The 19,473-nt window shown below is 65.4% G+C and carries 17 protein-coding genes and 1 pseudogene; 11 read left to right on the top strand and 7 right to left on the bottom strand.

Features of this window, described 5'->3' with window-relative positions:
• Positions 1-4: 4 nt before the first annotated feature.
• The 7 genes and pseudogenes from EN874_RS15610 to EN874_RS15580 form a co-directional block, all read right to left on the bottom strand.
• Positions 5-775, bottom strand: a complete 771-nt coding sequence (locus EN874_RS15610; protein WP_127425542.1) for an L-iditol 2-dehydrogenase — start codon at positions 773-775, stop codon at positions 5-7.
• Positions 776-814: 39 nt separating this feature from the next.
• Positions 815-1,201 (bottom strand): annotated as a pseudogene (locus tag EN874_RS15605) (SDR family oxidoreductase); the annotation flags it as partial.
• 6 nt (positions 1,202-1,207) lie between these two features.
• Positions 1,208-1,936: an SDR family oxidoreductase gene (locus EN874_RS15600; protein ID WP_127425541.1), complete on the bottom strand. Its 729-nt coding sequence runs from the start codon at positions 1,934-1,936 to the stop codon at positions 1,208-1,210.
• A 38-nt stretch (positions 1,937-1,974) separates the two neighbouring features.
• Positions 1,975-3,219, bottom strand: a complete 1,245-nt coding sequence (locus EN874_RS15595; protein ID WP_127425540.1) for a sugar ABC transporter permease — start codon at positions 3,217-3,219, stop codon at positions 1,975-1,977.
• On the bottom strand, positions 3,216-4,031 hold the full coding sequence (locus tag EN874_RS15590; protein WP_127425539.1) for an ATP-binding cassette domain-containing protein: 816 nt from the start codon (positions 4,029-4,031) through the stop codon (positions 3,216-3,218). The genes EN874_RS15595 and EN874_RS15590 overlap by 4 nt, the downstream gene beginning before the upstream one ends.
• A 190-nt stretch (positions 4,032-4,221) precedes the next feature.
• Positions 4,222-5,289 (bottom strand): sugar ABC transporter substrate-binding protein, encoded by a 1,068-nt coding sequence (locus EN874_RS15585; RefSeq protein ID WP_127425538.1) that lies wholly within the window; start codon positions 5,287-5,289, stop codon positions 4,222-4,224.
• Between the two features lie 214 nt (positions 5,290-5,503).
• A complete protein-coding gene (locus EN874_RS15580; RefSeq protein ID WP_127425537.1) occupies positions 5,504-6,382 on the bottom strand; it encodes an AraC family transcriptional regulator in 879 nt (292 codons plus the stop codon).
• A gap of 280 nt (positions 6,383-6,662) precedes the next feature.
• Between EN874_RS15580 and EN874_RS15575 the strand changes: the two genes are divergently transcribed.
• From EN874_RS15575 to EN874_RS15530, 11 genes are all read left to right on the top strand, one after another.
• The gene (locus tag EN874_RS15575; protein ID WP_126088317.1) at positions 6,663-7,265 is read left to right on the top strand and encodes an ANTAR domain-containing response regulator; all 603 of its coding nucleotides are present in this window, start codon (positions 6,663-6,665) and stop codon (positions 7,263-7,265) included.
• Positions 7,266-7,267: 2 nt separating this feature from the next.
• The gene (locus EN874_RS15570) at positions 7,268-8,491 is read left to right on the top strand and encodes a CmpA/NrtA family ABC transporter substrate-binding protein (RefSeq protein WP_168247510.1); all 1,224 of its coding nucleotides are present in this window, start codon (positions 7,268-7,270) and stop codon (positions 8,489-8,491) included.
• Between the two features lie 359 nt (positions 8,492-8,850).
• Complete coding sequence (locus EN874_RS15565; RefSeq protein ID WP_127425535.1) at positions 8,851-10,167, top strand: CmpA/NrtA family ABC transporter substrate-binding protein; 1,317 nt, start codon at positions 8,851-8,853, stop codon at positions 10,165-10,167.
• A 119-nt stretch (positions 10,168-10,286) separates the two neighbouring features.
• Positions 10,287-11,177: a nitrate ABC transporter permease gene (gene ntrB / locus EN874_RS15560; RefSeq protein WP_127425534.1), complete on the top strand. Its 891-nt coding sequence runs from the start codon at positions 10,287-10,289 to the stop codon at positions 11,175-11,177.
• Between the two features lie 10 nt (positions 11,178-11,187).
• A complete protein-coding gene (locus tag EN874_RS15555) occupies positions 11,188-11,985 on the top strand; it encodes an ABC transporter ATP-binding protein (protein ID WP_127425533.1) in 798 nt (265 codons plus the stop codon).
• A 4-nt stretch (positions 11,986-11,989) separates the two neighbouring features.
• Positions 11,990-12,172 carry a hypothetical protein gene (locus EN874_RS15550; RefSeq protein ID WP_127425532.1) on the top strand — a complete coding sequence of 61 codons (183 nt, stop codon included), beginning with the start codon at positions 11,990-11,992 and terminating at the stop codon, positions 12,170-12,172.
• A gap of 230 nt (positions 12,173-12,402) precedes the next feature.
• A complete protein-coding gene (locus EN874_RS33700; protein WP_168247502.1) occupies positions 12,403-12,567 on the top strand; it encodes a hypothetical protein in 165 nt (54 codons plus the stop codon).
• A 62-nt stretch (positions 12,568-12,629) separates the two neighbouring features.
• Positions 12,630-13,931 carry a nitrate/nitrite transporter gene (locus EN874_RS15545; RefSeq protein WP_127425531.1) on the top strand — a complete coding sequence of 434 codons (1,302 nt, stop codon included), beginning with the start codon at positions 12,630-12,632 and terminating at the stop codon, positions 13,929-13,931.
• Between the two features lie 16 nt (positions 13,932-13,947).
• Positions 13,948-16,398 (top strand): nitrite reductase large subunit NirB, encoded by a 2,451-nt coding sequence (nirB, locus tag EN874_RS15540; RefSeq protein ID WP_127425530.1) that lies wholly within the window; start codon positions 13,948-13,950, stop codon positions 16,396-16,398.
• A 20-nt stretch (positions 16,399-16,418) separates the two neighbouring features.
• Entirely contained in the window at positions 16,419-16,748 is a 330-nt protein-coding gene (gene nirD, locus EN874_RS15535) for a nitrite reductase small subunit NirD (protein WP_127425529.1), read from the top strand.
• Between the two features lie 3 nt (positions 16,749-16,751).
• A complete protein-coding gene (locus EN874_RS15530) occupies positions 16,752-19,421 on the top strand; it encodes a nitrate reductase (protein WP_127425528.1) in 2,670 nt (889 codons plus the stop codon).
• The last annotated feature ends 52 nt before the right edge of the window (positions 19,422-19,473 follow it).

The following is a 19,473-nucleotide window of genomic DNA, read 5'->3' as shown; positions in this document are numbered from 1 at the left end:
TTGATCAGCTCATCCAGTTGCCGCCGTCGACATTGAGCGTCTGCGCCACCACATAGTCGGCATCGCTCGACGCCAGGAAGACGGCAGCGCCCCGATAGTCGTCCGGATCGCCCATGCGGCCGGCCGGCACCGCCAGCCCGACCTGCCGCTTCTTCTCGCCGATCGGCAGGTTCTCGTAGCGCGCGAACAGCGCGTCGACCTGGTCCCACATCGGCGTGTCGACCACGCCCGGCGCGATGCCGTTCACGTTGATGCCGTGCTTGATAAGCGCAAGGCCGGCCGACTGCGTGATGCTGATCACCGCGGCCTTGGTCGCGCAGTAGACGGCGACCAACGCCTCGCCGCGCCGGCCCGCCTGCGAGGCCATGTTGATGATCTTGCCGCGGCGGCCTTGCGCGACCATGCGCCTGGCCACCGCCTGCAGCGTGAACAACAGGCCTCTCACATTGACCGAGAATTGCAGGTCGAAGCTCTTTTCCGAGATCTCCAAAAGCGGCCCCATGTCGAAGACGGCGGCATTGTTGACCAGGATGTCGATGCCGCCATGCGTCCTTGTCACGGTATCGACCGTCGCCTCGATCGAGGCGAGGTCGCGCACGTCGAGCTGGAGAGCGGTGGCCCTGCCGCCGAGCTCGCGCGCCACCGCTTCCGCCTTGTCGATCGCCATATCGGCAATGACGACATGAGCGCCTTCGGCGGCGAAGCCGCGCACGATGGCCGCCCCGATGCCCTGCGCGCCGCCGGTGACGACGGCGACCTTGTCCTTGAGTTTCATGGCATTCTCCTGTCTCAGCGCCTATCTCAGCAGCCGGTCTCAGCGGGTAGTATAGCCGCCATCGATGACCAGCACTTCGCCGGTCATATAGCTGGAAGCAGGAGAGCACAGGAAAAGCGCCGCCGCCGCAACCTCTTCCGGCCGGCCGGCGCGGCCCATCGGCGTCATGCCGCGCCAGATCGGGAACCATTCCGGATTTTCGATGCCGCCGCGCGACATGTCCGTCTCGACATAGCCGGGCGCGACGGCGTTGACGCGGATGTTCTCGGCCGCAACCTCACTGGCCAAGCTCTTGGTCATCATGTGCACTGCCGCCGTGGAGCTGTTGTAGGCGACCTGGTTCTGCGGAACGTTGGAGACGATGCCGGAGATCGAGCCGACATTGAGGATTGCGCCGCCGCCCTGGCGCCGCATCGGCGTTGAAAGGATGGCTCAGATGTCGACGCTCTGCGGCAGGATCACGAGGTCGCGGACGGTGACGTTGCGCGGCCGCGTCAGCATGAAGAGCACGGCGTCTGCCACCTCCTTCGCCTCCATCAGGCTGCCGGCGGCCAGCGCTTCTTCCATCTTGGCCTTGGGCCAGTCGCTGAGCAGCGCCGTGACCACGGGACCGGGCGCGACGGCGCCGACGCGGATGCCGTGCTTCAACACCTGGCGGCGAACCGTGTGCACGAAGGCCTGCACGGCGAATTTCGAGGCGGTGTAGATCGGCTCCCAGACCACGGGAACGAAGCCGGCCACGGAGCTGGTGACGATGATGTCGCCGCTCTTCCTCTCGATCATATGCGGCAGCACGGCGTGCACGGTGCGGAAGACGGCGTTGATGTTGAGGTTGAGCATCTTGTCCCATTGGTCGGGGTCGCCGGACGCCACCTCGCCTCCGACATAGGCGCCGGCATTGGCGTGCAAGATGTCGAGCTTCCCCGCCTTCTCGAGGATCTCAGGCATCATGCGATCGACGCTCGCCGGGTCGAGCAGGTCGGTGACCACGGCCGAGGCGTTGTCGCCGAGCTCGGCGACAAGCGCCTTAAGCCGGTCCTCGGCCCGATCGACCAGGACGACCTTGGCGTCGGCGGCGAGCATGGCGCGGGCGCATTCCAGCCCGATGCCGGAGGCAGCACCAGTGATTGCGGCAACCTTGCCGGAGAGACTTTCAGACATTGCGATCCTCTTCGATGAGCCGTCTTCTTGATGAGCCGTCAGGCGCGGCCGTGTGAGACACGCGAGCGGCGGGCGAGAGAATCGACGATGACCGCGACCGCCAGCACGCAGCCGGTGATCATGTACCGGAGCGAGGATGACAGATCGAGCAGCGTCAGGCCGCTTGCGATGGATTGGATGACGATGATGCCGAGCAGCGCCGAATAGGCGCTGCCGCGGCCGCCGAACAGGCTGGTGCCGCCGATGACGGCCGCCGCGATGGCGTTGAGGTTGACGTCGCCGGTGCCGGCCTGCTGGCTGGCGGTTGCGAGCCGTGCCGCCGACAGCAGCCCGCCGGTGGCAGCCAGCGTGGCGCAGAGCGCGAAGGCGCTGGCGTAGATCAGCCGCACATTGATGCCGGCGCGGCGCGCCGCCTCGCGGTTGCCGCCGACAGCGGTCATCGAGCGGCCCCACTGGGTTCGCTTCAGCGCATAGTTCATCGCCACGACCAAGCCGACGAACAGCGCGAACATCCAGGGCACGCCGCGCGACAGGTTGAGGTAGTAAGCCGCCAGTTCGAGCGCGATCGTGATCGCGACAGCCTGGAGCAAGAGCCCGCCGAACGAACGCGACGAAAGCCCGGCGACCTGGCGTCGTTGAGCCTTGCGGTAGCCGAGCAGCAAAGCGAGCACGCCGGGCACCGCTGCCAGCGCGTACGACACCCAATGCGGCATCACCAGGAGCTGGCCGAAATTCACCAGCGGCGAATCGTAGGGCAGGTTGATCGAGCCGGTCGGGCCGAGGATGTAGAGCTGCAGCCCGAGGAAAGCGAGCAAGCCCGAAAGCGTCGACACGAAGCTCGGCATGCCCAGCCGGTTGAGCAGCAGCGCGTAGACGCAGCCTGTCACGAACCCGACCGCCATGGCCGCGAGGATGGCCAGCGCGACCGGCCAGCCCCACTGCACCCACAGCACCCCGAGCAGCGCCGAGGACAGGCCGCTGACGGAGCCGACGGACAGGTCGATCTCGCCGACCATCAGCACGCAGACGATGCCGAGCGAGATGATGCCGACCGTCGAGCAATCAAACAACAGGTTGACCAGGTTGTTCGGCGACAGGAAGACCGGGTTGAGCGTCTGGAAGATCGTGCAGATCAGCACCAGCCCGACGACGACGGGCAGCGATCCCAGATCGCCGGAGCGGACGCGGTCGAGAAAGCCCTTGATGGCGCCCTGCGCGCCGCTGCGATCCTCGAGCCGTTCGTCGCTGCGGTCGAGCAGATTGCGGTCGGAAGCCGTCGTCATGGCTGATCTCCCTCAGCCCTCGCCTCGGCCGTGCGCCTGCCGCGCCGTGAGACCGCGTTATCGTCAGCCCCGGTTATCGCGGTCACCAGTTCCTGGTTGGAGGCGCCGGGCAGGAAGATGCCGTTGTTGCGGCCGAGCCTCAGCACCACGATGCGGTCGGCCACGGCGCGCACATCCTCCATGTTGTGGCTGATCATGACGACGCCGAGCCCACGGTCGCGCACACGCTCGATGAGGTTCAGCACCTCGGCGGTCTGGGCGACCCCGAGCGCCGCGGTCGGCTCGTCGAGCAGAATGACCCTCGGCTCCATCAGCAGCGAGCGGGCGATCGCGACCGTCTGCCGCTGGCCGCCCGACAGCGACGCCACCGGCTCGCGCACGCTGGGGATCCGGGCGGACAATTCCTTGAGCAGGGTCCAGGCGCGGACCTCCATCGAGACTTCGTCGAGGCGAAGCGGATGAAGCTCGCGGCCGAGGAAGATGTTGGCTACCACGTCGAGGTTTTCGCAGAGCGCCAGATCCTGGAAGACCGTCGCGATGCCGAGCTTCAGCGCCGCGGCGGGATTGGCAAGCGTCACAGGCTGGCCATCGAAGGTGATCGAGCCCGAGCTCGGCATGTGCGCGCCGGCAAGGATCTTCACCAGCGTCGACTTGCCGGCGCCGTTGTCGCCGACCAGGGCCACGATCTCGCCGGCATTGATGTCGAGATCGACATCGGTGAGGGCTGACACCGCGCCGAAATTCTTCGAGATGCCGCGCAGGCTGAGCACCGGTGGCCGGCTTGTCGTGGACGGAGTGTCGGGTATTGCCATGACCTGTCTCTGTTCCCGCGTTCTGGTCGATATGTCCGGCCGCCAGGAGGTAGCGGCCGGACACGTCCGGCTGTCGCCTGGGCGACGCGCCGAGTATACCGCTGGCGATGCGGATGGCCGCATCGCCCTGGAGACAATGCCGCAAGCGGCATTGCTCCTGGAGACGATGCGGCTTGCGCCGCTTCGCTCCTTATTCAATGCCGAGCTTCTTGCAGCCTTCGGCGTAGCGGTCGGTGCAGAGCTGGGCGGCGGTCTGGATCTTCTTGTCGATGATCTCGGCCTTGAGGTTCTCCTGCGTCACCACCGCCGGCACGAAGAGCTGCGACGGCGTGTCGTAAAGTGTCGTCTCGGCTTTCGGAGTCTCTCCCTTCAGAAGCTGTACCGCGACGTTTGCCGCGGCCGCGGCGACGATTTCGCTGGGCTTGGAGATAGTGTTGTACTGGTCGCCGGCAATGATGAGCTGCAAGGCGGCGATCGTGGCGTCGTTGCCGGTCACCGTCGGCACCGGATCGACGCCGGCGGCCTTGAACGCGGCGATGGCGCCGCCGCCGGTGCCGTCATTGGCGGCGACCACGCCGACGATCTTGTTGCCGAAGCGCGAGATCTGCCCCGCCGCCCATTGCTGGGCATTCGACGGCGCCCAGTTCGGCGTGTCGAACTCGGCGAGCGTCTTGTAGCTGCCGGTCTTGAGGCCCTCATGGATACCGTCCTTGATCAGGCCGGCGGCGGCGTCGGTCGGAGAGCCGTTGATCTGCAGCACGCCGACATCGCCGTCGCTCGACACGCCCTTGGCCTTGAGATGCTCGACCAGCGAGGCGGCGATCGCCTTGCCGATGGCCTTGTTGTCGAACGAAACGTAGAAATCGGCCTTGGCGGTGGGGATCGGACGGTCATAGGCGATGACCTTGACCCCTTGCGCCTGCGCGTTGTGCACCAGCGATGCCGCCGCAGCGGAGTCCACCGGATCCAGCACGACCACCTTGGCGCCCTGGGTGATGACCGAGTTGAACTGCTGCTGCTGCTTGGTGACGTCGGCGTCGGCGTTGAGGTAAAGCACCTTGCAGCTGTCGCAGAGCTTCTTCATTTCGGCGACGAAACCTGGATGATCGTGCTCCTCGTAGCGCGTCGAGCCCTGGTCGGGCATCAGGAACGCGACCGTGGAGCCGGCGATATCCTGCGCATTGGCGAACGTCGCGCCGAGAGCGAGGCCCGAGACGGCCAACGCGGCCGCAGTCAGTCTGGACATGTATCTGGACATAAGGTCTTCTCCATTCCCGTTGTTTGGTGTAACGGACCCCCGATGTCTGCTTGCGCTGTCCGATCGGAAGTCTAACGAACTCGTGCAGCAGCCTTACGGCTTCCTCCCGCTGGCATGACACGAGGCAATACTCATCCGTCGCTGGTTCGCTTGCGCGATCCACCGTTTGATCTTGGTTCTTGTTTAAGGCTTGTTTTTCCTCCCGAACTCCTTTCTATGCGGCGCGCGCGGCCGCGAAATTGTCCGCAACCAATCGTCTGAACTGCGATGGCGGCATGCCTTTCTCGGCCAGGAACTGGCGGTTGAAATTGGACAGGTTGTTGAAGCCGACCTCGAAGCAGATGTCCGAAATCTGCGCCTCTTCGTTGCTCATCAGGATCTGACAGGCGAGGTTGATGCGCAGGCGCTTGATGTATTGCAGCAGCGACATGCCGGTGTGCTTGCGGAACGAGCGCGAGAAGGCGCTCGGCGTCTGTCCTGCGATCGCGGCGAGGTCGCCTTCGTTGAATTGCTGGGTCAGGTTCTCGCGGATATAGGCGAGCGCCTGGTTCATGCCGGCCGATACATATCCCGACGGATCCGGCAGATAGTTTTCGCTGGCGAGCACGCGCGGCGAAGTCTCGCGGCTCAGCGCTTCCATGATCGACATGAACAGGCTGATCCGATGCACGCCGTATGCATGCGTGATCTCCGCCAGCAACGGCATGACCTGCCTGCTCACGCTCTTGCCGAACAGCACGCCGCGCCGCGAGAGGTCGAGCAGCGGGGAAACGGCGCCAAGCTCGGGAAAAGTGGTGATCGCGCCGCCGATGAATTCCTCGCTGAACTGGATCAGCCGGCAGCGCAGCGGAACGGTCTCCGGAACCTCGCTGATCCAGTTGTGTGGCAGGTTGGGACCGGTGAGCACCAGATTGCCGGTCTCGAATTCGCCGATGAAGTCGCCGACGAAATAGCGGCCCGTGGTCGCGACGATCTGGTGCAGTTCGTATTCGGGATGAAAATGCCAGCGCACCGTATGGTACGGACAGCCGTGCCATTTCACCGCGAATGACTCGCCAGGCCTTATCTGTATGACTTCCAGATCGGGTCCCATGCTTCCTCCCGGAGGCTGTCGGGTGTTTCAGCCTTCGAACCGCGGCCGTTTGTTTGGCTCATCTAGGGTCAGGATAATGGCGGCCAAGGACGGCCGCCACCTCGCCACGCCACGCCGACTGATACGTTTTTGACCATTTTGGGCCAGCGAAGGACGGAGTTCGAAAAATTAGCCGCTTCGAACATGAGGGGGTCGGCGGACGGCCCATGAGCCTTGGAAAGTTCGCTTCGGACCACGCTGCCGCATTGCACAATTCCGGTCCGGCTGCACAATAGGGCGCATGTCCGCCGGTTCGTTGACCATCCTTGTTATCGACGAGAACCGCATCCGCGCCTCGATCATCGAGGCCGGATTGCGGGACGCCGGCCATCGCCACGTCACCGTGGTCCATGACGTCGCCGGCATCGCAAGGCGGATCGCCGAGATCGAGCCGGATGTCATCGTCATCGATCTCGAAAATCCAAACCGCGACATGCTGGAGAACATGTTCCAGCTTTCGCGCGCGGTGAAACGGCCGATCGCCATGTTCGTCGACCGCTCCGACCAGGCCTCGATCGAGGCGGCCGTAGAAGCCGGCGTATCCGCCTATGTCGTCGACGGGCTGAAGAAGGAACGCATCAAGCCGATCCTCGACATGGCGATCAGCCGCTTCAACGCCTTCTCGCGCATGGCGCGCGAACTGGAGGAAGCGCGCAGCGAGCTCGAGAACCGCAAGGTCATCGACCGGGCCAAGGGCATATTGATGAAGTCGCGCGGCTTGAGCGAGGAGGCTGCCTACGCGCTTCTGCGCAAGACCGCGATGAACCAGAACCGCAAGATCGCCGAGATCGCCCAGAGCCTGGTGACCGCGGCGGGGCTGCTGGGCCCGCTGGAGGGCGAATGAGCATGACTGCCGCGCACCAGATCACCGCCGGCTTCATGCCGCTCTTCGACAGCGCCGTCCTGGTCGCGGCCGGCGAGATGGGCTTTGCCGCCCGCGAGGGCATCGAGCTCAAGCTGCATCGCGAGACCTCCTGGGCCAACATCCGCGACCGCATCGCCATCGGCCATTTCGATGTCGCCCATATGCTGGGACCGATGCCGCTCGCCTGCAGCCTCGGCCTCACGCCGCTGGCCTCCGAAACCATCGTGCCCTTCTCGCTCGGGCTCGGCGGCAACTGCGTCACGGTCTCCAACGCCGTGTGGGAAGGCATGGCGGCGCATGGCGCCGCGCCTGATCTCGACCCTGAGCGCGCCGGAGCCGCGCTTGGCGCGCTGATCCGCGAGCGGACGGCCGGCCGCGAGCCGCTGCGCTTCGCCGTCGTGCACCCACATTCCGGTCATAACTACGAGCTGCGCTATTGGCTCGCCGCCTGCGGCATCGACCCCGACCGCGACGTCGAGATCGTCATCGTGCCGCCGCCCTTCATGGCCGACGCGCTCGCCGCCGGGCGCATCGATGGCTATTGTGTCGGCGAGCCCTGGAACAGCGCTGCCGTCGCTGCCGGCACCGGCCGCATCGTCACCGTCAAGGCGTTGCTTTGGCGCAACAGCCCCGAAAAGGTCATCGGCGCGCGCAAGGCGTGGGCCGAAGAGCAGCCGGAGGCGCTGGCGGCGCTGCTGAGGGCGCTGCACCATGCCGCCCGCTGGTGCCAGGCTGCGCAGAACCGCGGCGAACTGGCGGCGCTGATGGCGGACGCCCGCTTCCTCGGCCAGCCGGCGAAAATCCAGATGCCGGTCCTTACCGGACATCTCGAGCTCGGCGGCGGCGTGGAGCGGACGGTCGAGGATTTCTTCGTGCCCTTCGACAAGGCCGCGAACTTTCCCTGGAAGAGCCATGCGCTGTGGTTCTACACGCAGATGGTGCGCTGGGGGCAGTTGGCGCACACGCCCGAGAACCTGGCCATCGCCCGCGACTGCTATCGGCCCGACCTCTACCGCTCGGCGCTGAAGCCGCATGGGGTCGCCCTGCCCGGCGCCAATGCCAAGGTCGAGGGCGCGCTGAAAGTCGCGACCCCGGTCGGTTCGGCCGGTGCAAGCCTTGTCCTTGGACCCGATGGTTTCTTCGACGGCCAGATCTTTGATCCCGACCGGATAGATGCATACATCGCCGGCCAGCAACCGGCCTGATTATTTTCGCGCCAATCTTGTGCATTGCACAATAATTATGCGTGCGTTTGCGCCAATGAACAATCCTTGGCCTGCGCGCTTTGCGGGCGGACGCGCTGGGCATCACAGCATATAATTGATTTCATTGACGTTATTAGCAACGCCCGAAACTGGCACGGTTCCTGCTTCGTAACGAACAGGCTCTTCGCGAGCCACGGAAAAGGCGTCCAATGGCGGGCGCCACAGGCAAAGCTGCCGCTCAGGTCAACGCGCGATCCCGGATGGACGGACGCGCGCGGCCTGGCCGGCGGCTTTTTTGTTTTGACCGAACACGCAATCGACGGCGCTGATCCCAAGCAGCGCCCCAACGGGAGAAGACGATGACGAAACGGATCGGAACTGGAACGGCACTCAAGGGCATGACGCGTCGCGATTTCCTCGCAACGAGTGCGCTGACGGTGGGGCTGTTCGTGGCGGCTCGCAAGCTCCTCCCCTCGGGGGCCTATGCCGCCACGGCTGCACCCGAGGTGACTGGCGCCAAGCTCGGCTTCATCGCGCTCACCGATGCTGCGCCGCTGATGATTGCCAAGGAGAAAGGTCTGTTCGCCAAATACGGCATGCCCGATGTCGAGGTGCTGAAGCAGGCCTCCTGGGGCGCGACGCGCGACAATCTGGTGCTCGGCGGCGAAGCCAACGGTATCGACGGCGCCCACATCCTGACACCGATGCCCTATCTCATGCACACTGGCAAGGTGACGCAGAACAAGCAGCCGCTGCCGATGGCGATCGTTGCTCGGCTGAACTACGACTGCCAGGGCATTTCGGTCGCTCAGGAATATGCCGCCACCGGCGTCGGCCTCGACGCCTCCAAGCTGAAGGAGGTCTTCGCCGCCAAGAAGGCCGCCGGCAAGGAGGTCAAGGCCGCCATGACCTTTCCGGGCGGCACGCATGACCTCTGGATACGCTACTGGCTCGCCGCCGGCGGCATCGATCCCGACAAGGACATCTCGACCATCGTCGTGCCGCCGCCGCAGATGGTGGCCAACATGAAGGTCGGCAACATGGACGTGTTCTGCGTCGGCGAGCCGTGGAACGAACAGCTCGTCCACCAGGGCATCGGCTTCACCGCCGCCACCACGGGCGAGCTGTGGAAGGGCCATCCGGAAAAGGCGCTCGGGCTGCGCGCCGCCTTCATCGAGAAATACCCCAACGCCACCAAGGCGATCCTGATGGCCGTGATGGAAGCCCAGCAATGGTGCGATGCCATGGAGAACAAGGAGGAGATGGCCTCGATCATCGGCAAGCGGCAATGGATGAACGTGCCCGCCGCCGACATCATCGGCCGCCTCAAGGGCGACATCAACTACGGCAACGACCGTGTCGCCAAGGGAACCGACCTCTACATGAAGTTCTGGAAGGGTGGGGTTTCCTATCCCTTCAAGAGCCATGACAGCTGGTTCCTTGCCGAGAACATCCGTTGGGGCAAATTCGCTCCGACCACCGACGTCAGGGCGCTGGTCGACCAGGTCAACCGCGAGGACCTCTGGCGCGAGGCGGCGAAGGATCTGGGTGTCGCTGCAAGCGACATCCCGGCCTCCTCCTCGCGCGGCGTCGAGACCTTCTTCGACGGCAAGATCTTCGATCCGGCCAACCCGTCCGCCTATCTCGACAGCCTGAAGATCAAGGCATCGGCTTAAGCGCAAATGGCGCCAAAGCGCGACGGCGCCTTCGCGCCGTCGTCGCCAGCGCAACCCAAGCGCAACGGCGCTCGCGCCGTTGTCGCTCCACCGGACTGCCCACGGAGTTTTGCGAAGACATGTCCATCCAAACCATCGAGGACACCAAGGTGAAGGCATTTCCGGCAAAGCCCGGCAAGGTGATCGCCTTCACCGCCAAGGCGAGGCGCCGCATCGATACTCTGGCCATCGCCGGCCGGCTGGCGACGGCGCTCATCCCGCCGGCCGTCGTTATCGCCATCCTGCTCGTCGTCTGGCAGGTGGCCTGCTCGTCGCCCACCGCCAGCCTGCCGCCGCCGAGCCAGGTGTGGAACGAGGCCTATGACCTGATCGCGCATCCCTTCTTCGACAACGGCCCGCAGGATATCGGCCTTGCCTGGCGGGTGCTGATCTCGCTGCAGCGCGTCGCCATCGGCTTCGGCATGGCGGCGGTCGTCGGCGTGGCCCTGGGCGCGCTCGTCGGCCAGTCGGTTTGGGTGATGCGCGGCCTCGACCCGGTGTTCCAGATCCTGCGCACGGTGCCGCCGCTCGCCTGGCTGCCGCTGTCGCTCGCCGCCTTCCGCGACTCCAATCCGTCGGCGCTGTTCGTGATCTTCATCACCTCGATCTGGCCAGTGATCATCAACACCGCCGTCGGCGTGCGCAACATCCCCGAGGACTACCGCAACGTCGCCCGCATCCTGCGGCTCAACCAGTTGGAGTTCTTCTTCAAGATCATGGTGCCGGCCGCCGCGCCCTACATCTTCACCGGCTTGAGGATCGGCATCGGGCTCTCCTGGCTGGCCATCGTCGCCGCCGAGATGCTGACCGGCGGCGTCGGCATCGGCTTCTTCATCTGGGACGCGTGGAACTCGTCCAGGCTGCCCGACATCATCGTCGCGCTCGCCTATATCGGCGTCACCGGCTTCTGCCTTGACCGCCTGGTCGCGGCGGTCGGCGCCTTCGTCACCCGCGGCACAACGGCAAAGTGAGGAGAGCGCCATGACGGCCTATCTGAAGCTCGACCATATCGACAAATCCTTCACCCGCGGCGGCCAGGTCAGCGAGGTGCTGAAGGACATCAGGCTCACCATCGACAAGGGCGAATTCGTCTCCATCATCGGCCATTCCGGCTGCGGCAAGTCGACCTTGCTTAACCTGATCGCCGGCCTGACCAAGGTTTCCTCGGGCGCCGTGCTGCTCGAGGACAAGGAGGTCGACAGCCCCGGACCGGAGCGCGCCGTGGTGTTCCAGAACCACTCGCTGCTGCCCTGGCTCACGGTCTACGAGAACGTCAACCTTGCGGTGTCGAAAGTCTTCGGCCGCAGCAAGGGCAAGGCCGAGCGGCATCACTGGATCATGCGCAACCTCGACCTCGTGCAGATGGCGCATGCAAGGAACAAGCGCCCGGCAGAGATTTCCGGCGGCATGAAGCAGCGCGTCGGCATCGCGCGCGCGCTCGCCATGGAGCCGAAGATCCTGCTTCTCGACGAGCCGTTTGGCGCGCTCGACGCGCTCACCCGCGCCCACCTCCAGGACGCGGTGATGGACATTCATTCGCGGCTGGGCTCGACGATGATCATGATCACCCACGACGTCGACGAGGCGGTGCTGCTCTCCGACCGCATCGTGATGATGACCAACGGCCCGGCGGCAACCATCGGCGACGTGCTTTCGGTGCCGCTGGCGCGGCCGCGCCGGCGCATCGAGCTGGCGTCGGATCGCACTTTCCTGTGCTGCCGCGAGGCGGTGCTGAAATTCCTCTACGAACGCCACCACTTCGTCGAAGCCGCGGAGTAACGTCATGACCGAGAAACTCTTCATCATCGGCAATGGCATGGCCAGAAACGCGCCTGATTATTTGCGCGCCATTCTTGTGCATTGCACAAAATTTATGCGTCCTGCTCACCCCATTGATCAATGTTTGACCGCATCGCCGCTTGCCCCGGTCGGCGCGACGGGCGCATACCGCATTGATTTTACTTGAAAATCACCATCAGCGCAAAACTGGCACGCTTCGTGCTTTGAAATAGTCGAGCCCCTTGCAGGGCAATGGAACAGGCGTCCAATGGCGGGCGCCACAGGCAAAGCTGCCGCTCAGGTCACCACGCGATCCCGGATGTACGGACGCGAAGGCCTGGACGGCAGCTTTTTTGTTTTTGACCGAAAACACAATCGCGGGCGCCGATCCCAGGCGGTGCCCAACCGGAGACGACGATGACGAAACGGATCGGAGCAACATCCCTCAAGGATTTCACCCGCCGCGATTTCCTGGCGAGCAGCGTGCTGACGGCGGTGCTGTTCACCGCGGCGCTCCTGCTGTTCCCGACCAGTACCAAGACCGAGGGTAAGCGCCCCGAAGCGACCCTACAGATGCGCTGACCGACCGCGCCTCTCGATCAACACGACACGCGGCGCCTCCCACACCGCAACCGGAGCCAACCATGACCGCAAACATCCCAGCCGCCTTCAGCCAGGACAGTGCTCCCCGGCAGGCGCTTGTCATGTCCACCATCGCCTTCACCGTCTGCTTCGCGGCGTGGACGATCTTCTCCATCATCGGCGTGCGCATAAAGCAGGAGCTCGGCCTGAGCGAGACTGCGTTCGGCCTGCTGGTCGGCACGCCGATCCTCACCGGATCGCTGGTGCGCATCGTGCTCGGCGTCTGGACCGACCGCTACGGCGGCCGCCTGGTCTACACCGCCACCATGCTTGCGGCAGCGGTCGCGACCTTCCTGCTCGCTTTCGCCCACACCTATCAGCAGATGCTGATCGCCGCCCTCGGCGTCGGGCTTGCCGGCGGCTCCTTCGCCGTCGGCGTCGCCTATGTCTCGCGCTTCTTCCCCGCCGGCAAGCAAGGGACGGCGCTCGGTATTTTCGGCGTCGGCAATGTCGGCGCCGCGGTCACCAAGTTCCTGGCGCCCTTCGTGCTCCTTTCCTGGGGCTGGCAGTCGGTCGCGCTGATCTGGGCGGCGGCACTTGTCGTCATGGCCGGCGTGTTCTGGTTCACCACTGGCGACGATCCGGTCATCCGCGAGCGCCGTGCCGGCAAGGCCGCACCCGCGAGAAGCTTCTGGCAGGAATTCGCGCCGCTGAAAAACCTGCAGGTCTGGCGCTTCGCCTTCTACTACTTCTTCGCCTTCGGCGCGTTCGTGGCGCTGTCGCTGTGGCTGCCGCGCTACCTGATCGGTGTCTACGGCTTCAACATCGCCACCGCCGGCATGATCGGCGCTGCCTATTCAATTCCTGCAAGCGTCTTCCGTGCCTATGGCGGCGTGCTTTCCGACCGCGTCGGCGCCCGCACCGTGCTCTACTCGACCTTCACCGTCTGTGCCGTCGCGACCCTCGTTCTGTCTCTCCCCTCGGCAGACTATGTCGTGCGCGGCATCAGCGGGCCGATCCCGTTCCATTTCGAGATCGGTCCGCTCGCCTTCATCGCCGTCGCCTTCGTGCTCGGCTTCTTCATGAGCCTCGGCAAGGCGGCCGTCTACAAGCACATCCCGGTCTACTATCCGCAAAGCGTCGGCGCGGTCGGCGGCATGGTGGGCATGATCGGCGGTCTTGGCGGCTTCATCCTGCCGATCGCCTTCGGCGCGCTGAACGACCTCACCGGCGTCTGGTCGAGCTGCTTCATGCTGCTTTTCCTGCTCGTCGTCTCGTGCCTGCTTTGGATGCACCTCTCCATCCGTCGGATGGAGCGGGCGGCCGAGGTCGAGACCGCGTCCCTCTCCTATGCCGCCGAATAGATCGGAGCAGACAGACATGAGCGAAAAACTCGTCATCATCGGCAACGGCATGGCTCCCGGCAGGATGCTGGAGCATCTGCTGGAAGCAGCGCATGACCGCTACGCCGTCACCATCTTCAACGCCGAGCCGCGCGTGAACTACGACCGTATCATGCTCTCGCCGGTGCTTTCGGGCGAGAAGGCATTCGAGGAAATCGTCATCCATGGCGACGGCTGGTACATCAAGCACGGCATTACCCTTTACAAGGGCCACCGGATCGTCGCCATCGACCGGGACGCGAAGACCGTCACCTCGGACCACGGCGTGACCGAGAGCTACGACAGGCTCGTCATCGCCACCGGCTCGGTGCCCTTCATCATCCCGGTGCCCGGCAAGGACATGCCCGGCGTGCTCAGCTACCGCGACCTCGACGACGTCAACGCCATGCTGCTTGCCGCGCAGTCGCGCGCCAAGGCGATCGTCATCGGCGGCGGCCTGCTCGGGCTCGAGGCCGCCGCCGGGCTGAAGGAACGAGGCATGGATGTCACCGTGCTCCATGTCATGCCGACGCTGATGGAGCGCCAGCTCGACCCGGCCGCCGGCTACCTGCTGCAGAAGGCCGTCGAGGCGCGCGGCATCAAGGTCATGACCAAGGCCAACACCAAGGCCATTGTCGGCAACGGCAAGGTCGAGGGCGTCGAGCTTATGGACGGCACGGTCATCCCGGCGACGCTGGTCGTGATGGCGGTCGGCATTCGCCCCAGCACCGCGCTGGCCAAGGAGGCCGGGCTCGAGGTCAATCGCGGCATCGTCGTCGACGACCGCATGCGCACCTCCGATCCGGCGATCATGGCGCTCGGCGAATGCGCCGAGGTCGGCGGCCATGTCTACGGGCTGGTCGCCCCGCTCTATGAGATGGCGCGGGTCGCGGCAGCCGGGCTCTCGGACGGCGAAGACAAGCGCTTCATCCACTCCGACACGCCGACCAAGCTCAAGGTCACCGGCATCGACCTCTATTCGCTCGGCGACTTCGCCGACGGCGAGGATCGCGAGGAAATCATCCTGCGCGATGCATCCGCCGGCATCTACAAGCGCGTCGTGCTGCAGGACAACCGCATCATCGGCACGGTGTTGTTCGGCGAGACGGCCGACGGCGCCTGGTTCAACGATCTCAAGAAGAAGGCGACCGACATCTCGGAGATGCGCGACACGCTGATCTTCGGCCAGGCGTTCCAGGGAGGCGTTTCCTCGGACCCTTTGGCGGCCGTTGCGGCACTGGCGGATGATGCGGAAATCTGCGGCTGCAACGGCGTCTGCAAGGGCAAGATCACCGGCGCGATCACGACCAAGGGGCTGACCGGCCTCGACGACGTACGCGCCCACACCAAGGCCTCGGCCTCGTGCGGATCGTGCACGGGTCTGGTCGAACAGCTCCTGAAACTCACGCTCGGCGAGGCCTACAATCCCGCGGCGGTGCAGCCGATGTGCGGCTGCACGAGCCTCGGCCACGACGATGTGCGCCGCCTGATCAAGGCGAAAGGCCTGAAGACGATACCCGCCGTCATGCAGGAGCTCGAATGGAAGACCTCCTGCGGCTGCGCCAAGTGCCGGCCGGCGCTCAACTACTATCTGATCTGCGACTGGCCGGACCAATATGCCGACGATTACCAGTCGCGCTTCATCAACGAGCGCGTGCATGCCAACATCCAGAAGGACGGCACCTATTCGGTCGTGCCGCGCATGTGGGGCGGTGTCACCAGCGCCAACGAGTTGCGCGCCATCGCCGACGTGGTCGACAAGTTCCGCATCCCGACCGTGAAGGTGACCGGCGGCCAGCGTATCGACATGCTGGGCATCCGCAAGGAAGACTTGCCGGCGGTATGGGCCGATCTCGGCAAGGCCGGCTTCGTCTCCGGCCATGCCTATGCCAAGGGCCTGCGCACGGTTAAGACCTGTGTCGGCTCCGACTGGTGCCGGTTCGGCACGCAGGATTCGACCGGGCTCGGCATCCGCATCGAGAAGTTCATGTGGGGATCCTGGACGCCGGCCAAGGTGAAGATGGCGGTGTCGGGATGCCCGCGCAATTGCGCGGAAGCGACCTGCAAGGATGTCGGCGTGGTCTGCGTCGACTCTGGCTACGAGATCCACTTCGCCGGCGCCGCCGGCCTCGACATCAAGGGCACCGAAGTGCTGGGCCTCGTGAAGACCGAGGACGAGGCGCTGGAGGTGATCGTGGCGCTCGTCCAGATGTATCGCGAGCAGGCCCGCTATCTGGAGCGCATCTACAAATGGGCCAAGCGCATCGGCACCGCCGAGATCAAACGGCAGATCCTCGACGACGCCGAGCGGCGCAGGGCGCTCTTCGACCGCTTCGTCTTTTCGCAGAAATTCGCGCAGGTCGATCCGTGGTCCGAACGCGTCTCCGGCAAGGACAAGCATGAGTTCCGGCCGATGGCATCGGTGGGTTTTGCGGAGGCGGCCGAGTGAGCCGACAGGAACGAGCCAACATGAACTGGATCGCCATCGGCTCCATCACCGACATTCCGCTGCGCGGCGCGCGTTGTGTTGCGACACCGCAGGGCAAGATCGCCGTCTTCCGCACCGCCGACGACCGGGTCTTCGCCATTGACGACCACTGCCCGCACAAGGGCGGCCCGCTCAGCCAGGGCATCGTTCACGGCGCGGCGGTGACCTGCCCGCTGCACAATTGGGTGATCTCGCTTGAGACCGGCAAGGCGCTCGGCGCCGACGAAGGCTCGGTGCGGACGATACCGGTCAAGATCGAGGCCGAACGGCTCTTCATTGCGCTCGAAGCGCTGGCCTCGAAAGCGGCCTGAGGCATGGAAGAAGCACGCGAGGTGAGGACCACCTGCCCCTATTGCGGGGTGGGCTGCGGCGTGCTGGCCGAGGTCGCCGCGGACGGCAAGACAACCGTCCGCGGCGATCCCGAGCACCCGGCCAATTTTGGCCGGCTCTGCTCGAAGGGTTCAGCCCTTGCCGAGACGCTCGGCCTCGAAGGCCGTCTGCTCCAGCCGGAAATCCAAGACAGGCAGACGAGTTGGGACGAAGCGCTCGACCTGGTGGCCGCGAAATTCTCGCAGACGATTGCCGAGCATGGGCCCGACTCGGTCGCCTTCTATGTCTCCGGCCAGTTGCTCACCGAGGATTATTACGTCGCCAACAAGCTGATGAAGGGCTTCATCGGCTCGGCCAACATCGACACCAATTCGCGGCTCTGCATGGCCTCGTCCGTCGCTGGCCACCGCCGCGCTTTCGGCGAGGACATCGTTCCCGGCGTCTACGAGGATTTCGAACGCGCCGACCTTGTTGTGCTCACCGGCTCCAACACCGCATGGTGCCATCCGGTGCTCTACCAGCGCATGCTTGCGGCGCGCAGCGAGCGCGGCACCAGGATCGTCGTCATCGATCCGCGCCGCACCGCCACCGCCGACGAGTGCGACCTGCACCTGGCGCTCGATCCGGGCACGGACGTGCTCTTGTTCAATGGGCTGCTCGCGCATCTCGTCCAGGCTGGAAAGATCGATGCCGATTTCATCCGCGATTCTACGTCCGGCTTCGACGCCGCGGCCGCGCTGGCCGGCGCCGATGTGTCGTCGATCGCGCGTGTCGCGAAAGGCTGCGGCCTGGCCGCAGCGGATGTCCAGGCCTTCTACGATCTCTTCGCCGAGATCGAGCGTACCGTCACCGTCTACAGCCAGGGCGTCAACCAGTCGGCGCATGGAACCGATAAGGTCAACGCCATCATCAATTGCCATCTCGCCACCGGCCGCATCGGCAAACCCGGCATGGGGCCGTTCTCGGTCACCGGGCAGCCGAACGCGATGGGCGGCCGCGAGGTAGGCGGTCTGGCCAACCAGCTTGCCGCGCATATGGACTTCGCCGATCCGTCCGCTATCGACCGGGTCTCCCGTTTTTGGAACGCGCCCAACAACGCGCGCCGTGCCGGCCTGAAGGCCGTTGACATGTTCCAGGCGGTCGCCGACGGCCGCATCAAGGCGCTGTGGGTCATGGGCACAAACCCGGCCGTCAGCATGCCCGACGCGTCGCGCGTGCGCACCGCCTTGTCCAAATGCGATTTCGTCGTGGTGTCGGATGTGACCCGCACGGACACCACGCGCTATGCCGACGTGCTGCTGCCGGCCGCCGGCTGGGGCGAGAAGGACGGCACGGTCACCAACTCGGAACGGCGCGTCTCGCGCCAGCGGCCGTTCGTGCCGCCGCCGGGCGAAGCGATGGCCGACTGGCGCATCATCTGCGAGGCCGCAGCACGCATGGGCTTTGGCGATGCGTTCGCCTACCAGACGCCTGCCGAGATCTTCCGCGAGCATGCCGCACTCTCCACTTTCGAGAACGATGGCCAGCGCCTGTTCGACCTAGGCGGCCTCGCCGATCTCAGCGACACGGACTACGTCGCCTTCGCGCCGCGCCACTGGCCTGCGCCGGATCGCGACGAGCGCCAGACAAGGCTGTTTGCCGACGGCCGTTTCCCGACACCCGACGGCCGCGCACGTTTCGTGCCGGTGCGGCAGGAGGCAACGGCCTTCACGGTAGATGCGGACTATCCGCTTGCTCTCAACACCGGCCGGCTGCGCGACCAGTGGCACACCATGACGCGCACCGGTAACGTGCCGCGCCTGATGGCGAACGCGCCGGAGCCCGCAGTCGATCTCAATCCGGCGGACGCGGCTGCACATCAGCTGAAGGATGGCGACCTCGCCCATCTGTCGACACGTTTCGGTTTCGTCCGCGCCAGAGTGCGCCTGTCGGAAGCGCAGCGGCGCGGCCAGGCCTTCATGCCGATGCATTGGAGCGGCCAGTTCGCGGCCAGGGCCGCGGCCGGCCTTCTGTCCTCGCCGGTCACCGATCCGCATTCCGGCCAGCCGGAGCTCAAGCATGTTCCGGCGAGGATCGTGCGCGAGAACACCGGATGGGCGGGCGTGCTCATCACGCAGCGCGATCTGAGGCCGACCGGTTTCGTCCACTGGAGCCGCTACGCGGTCGAGGGCGGCTGGGTCTACAAGCTCACCGGAACCGAGCCGCCGGACCAGGGCATTCTTCTGGCGCGCAAGCTGCTCGGCGTGCGTCAGCAGGATCAGCTTCTGGAGTACATGGATCGCCACGGCCTCGCCTATCGCGCCGCCGCCGTCGACGAAAGCGGCGCCATGGCCGAGGCCCTGCTGGTCGCCGCTCCGGACCAGTTGCCGATGCTGGATTGGCTGGTGTCGTTGCTGGCTACGCGCCAGCCGCTATCGACCGCCGATCGTCACGCGCTCCTGTCCGGCCGCTCGCCTGTGCCCATGCCCGCCATCGGCCGGATCGTGTGCTCGTGCTTTCATGTCGGCGTCAACCAGCTCGCATCGGCAGTTGCTTCCGGATGCGACAGTCTGGAGGCGATCGGCTCGACGCTGCGCGCCGGCACCAACTGCGGCTCGTGCCGTTCCGAGATCAGGGCAATCATCGAAGCCCGGCAGGTTCAGGAGGCCGAGTGAGCCGCCGCGGGTTCGACGCCGCCCAGATGGGCGACGGCAAGCTTGTGCAAGC

Source organism: Mesorhizobium sp. M1D.F.Ca.ET.231.01.1.1 (assembly GCF_003999155.2).
Taxonomy (GTDB): domain Bacteria; phylum Pseudomonadota; class Alphaproteobacteria; order Rhizobiales; family Rhizobiaceae; genus Mesorhizobium.
Note: the sequence above shows the minus strand (reverse complement) of the source record. Positions and strands in the feature narration are given on the sequence as shown.

What these genes read in the sequence shown, in the direction of transcription:
- EN874_RS15610 (WP_127425542.1), bottom strand. Translation starts at nt 775, where the DNA reads ATGAAACTCAAGGACAAGGTCGCCGTCGTCACCGGCGGCGCGCAGGGC.
- EN874_RS15600 (WP_127425541.1), bottom strand. Translation starts at nt 1,936, where the DNA reads ATGTCTGAAAGTCTCTCCGGCAAGGTTGCCGCAATCACTGGTGCTGCC.
- EN874_RS15595 (WP_127425540.1), bottom strand. Translation starts at nt 3,219, where the DNA reads ATGACGACGGCTTCCGACCGCAATCTGCTCGACCGCAGCGACGAACGG.
- EN874_RS15590 (WP_127425539.1), bottom strand. Translation starts at nt 4,031, where the DNA reads ATGGCAATACCCGACACTCCGTCCACGACAAGCCGGCCACCGGTGCTC.
- EN874_RS15585 (WP_127425538.1), bottom strand. Translation starts at nt 5,289, where the DNA reads ATGTCCAGATACATGTCCAGACTGACTGCGGCCGCGTTGGCCGTCTCG.
- EN874_RS15580 (WP_127425537.1), bottom strand. Translation starts at nt 6,382, where the DNA reads ATGGGACCCGATCTGGAAGTCATACAGATAAGGCCTGGCGAGTCATTC.
- EN874_RS15575 (WP_126088317.1), top strand. Translation starts at nt 6,663, where the DNA reads ATGTCCGCCGGTTCGTTGACCATCCTTGTTATCGACGAGAACCGCATC.
- EN874_RS15570 (WP_168247510.1), top strand. Translation starts at nt 7,268, where the DNA reads ATGACTGCCGCGCACCAGATCACCGCCGGCTTCATGCCGCTCTTCGAC.
- EN874_RS15565 (WP_127425535.1), top strand. Translation starts at nt 8,851, where the DNA reads ATGACGAAACGGATCGGAACTGGAACGGCACTCAAGGGCATGACGCGT.
- ntrB (WP_127425534.1), top strand. Translation starts at nt 10,287, where the DNA reads ATGTCCATCCAAACCATCGAGGACACCAAGGTGAAGGCATTTCCGGCA.
- EN874_RS15555 (WP_127425533.1), top strand. Translation starts at nt 11,188, where the DNA reads ATGACGGCCTATCTGAAGCTCGACCATATCGACAAATCCTTCACCCGC.
- EN874_RS15550 (WP_127425532.1), top strand. Translation starts at nt 11,990, where the DNA reads ATGACCGAGAAACTCTTCATCATCGGCAATGGCATGGCCAGAAACGCG.
- EN874_RS33700 (WP_168247502.1), top strand. Translation starts at nt 12,403, where the DNA reads ATGACGAAACGGATCGGAGCAACATCCCTCAAGGATTTCACCCGCCGC.
- EN874_RS15545 (WP_127425531.1), top strand. Translation starts at nt 12,630, where the DNA reads ATGACCGCAAACATCCCAGCCGCCTTCAGCCAGGACAGTGCTCCCCGG.
- nirB (WP_127425530.1), top strand. Translation starts at nt 13,948, where the DNA reads ATGAGCGAAAAACTCGTCATCATCGGCAACGGCATGGCTCCCGGCAGG.
- nirD (WP_127425529.1), top strand. Translation starts at nt 16,419, where the DNA reads ATGAACTGGATCGCCATCGGCTCCATCACCGACATTCCGCTGCGCGGC.
- EN874_RS15530 (WP_127425528.1), top strand. Translation starts at nt 16,752, where the DNA reads ATGGAAGAAGCACGCGAGGTGAGGACCACCTGCCCCTATTGCGGGGTG.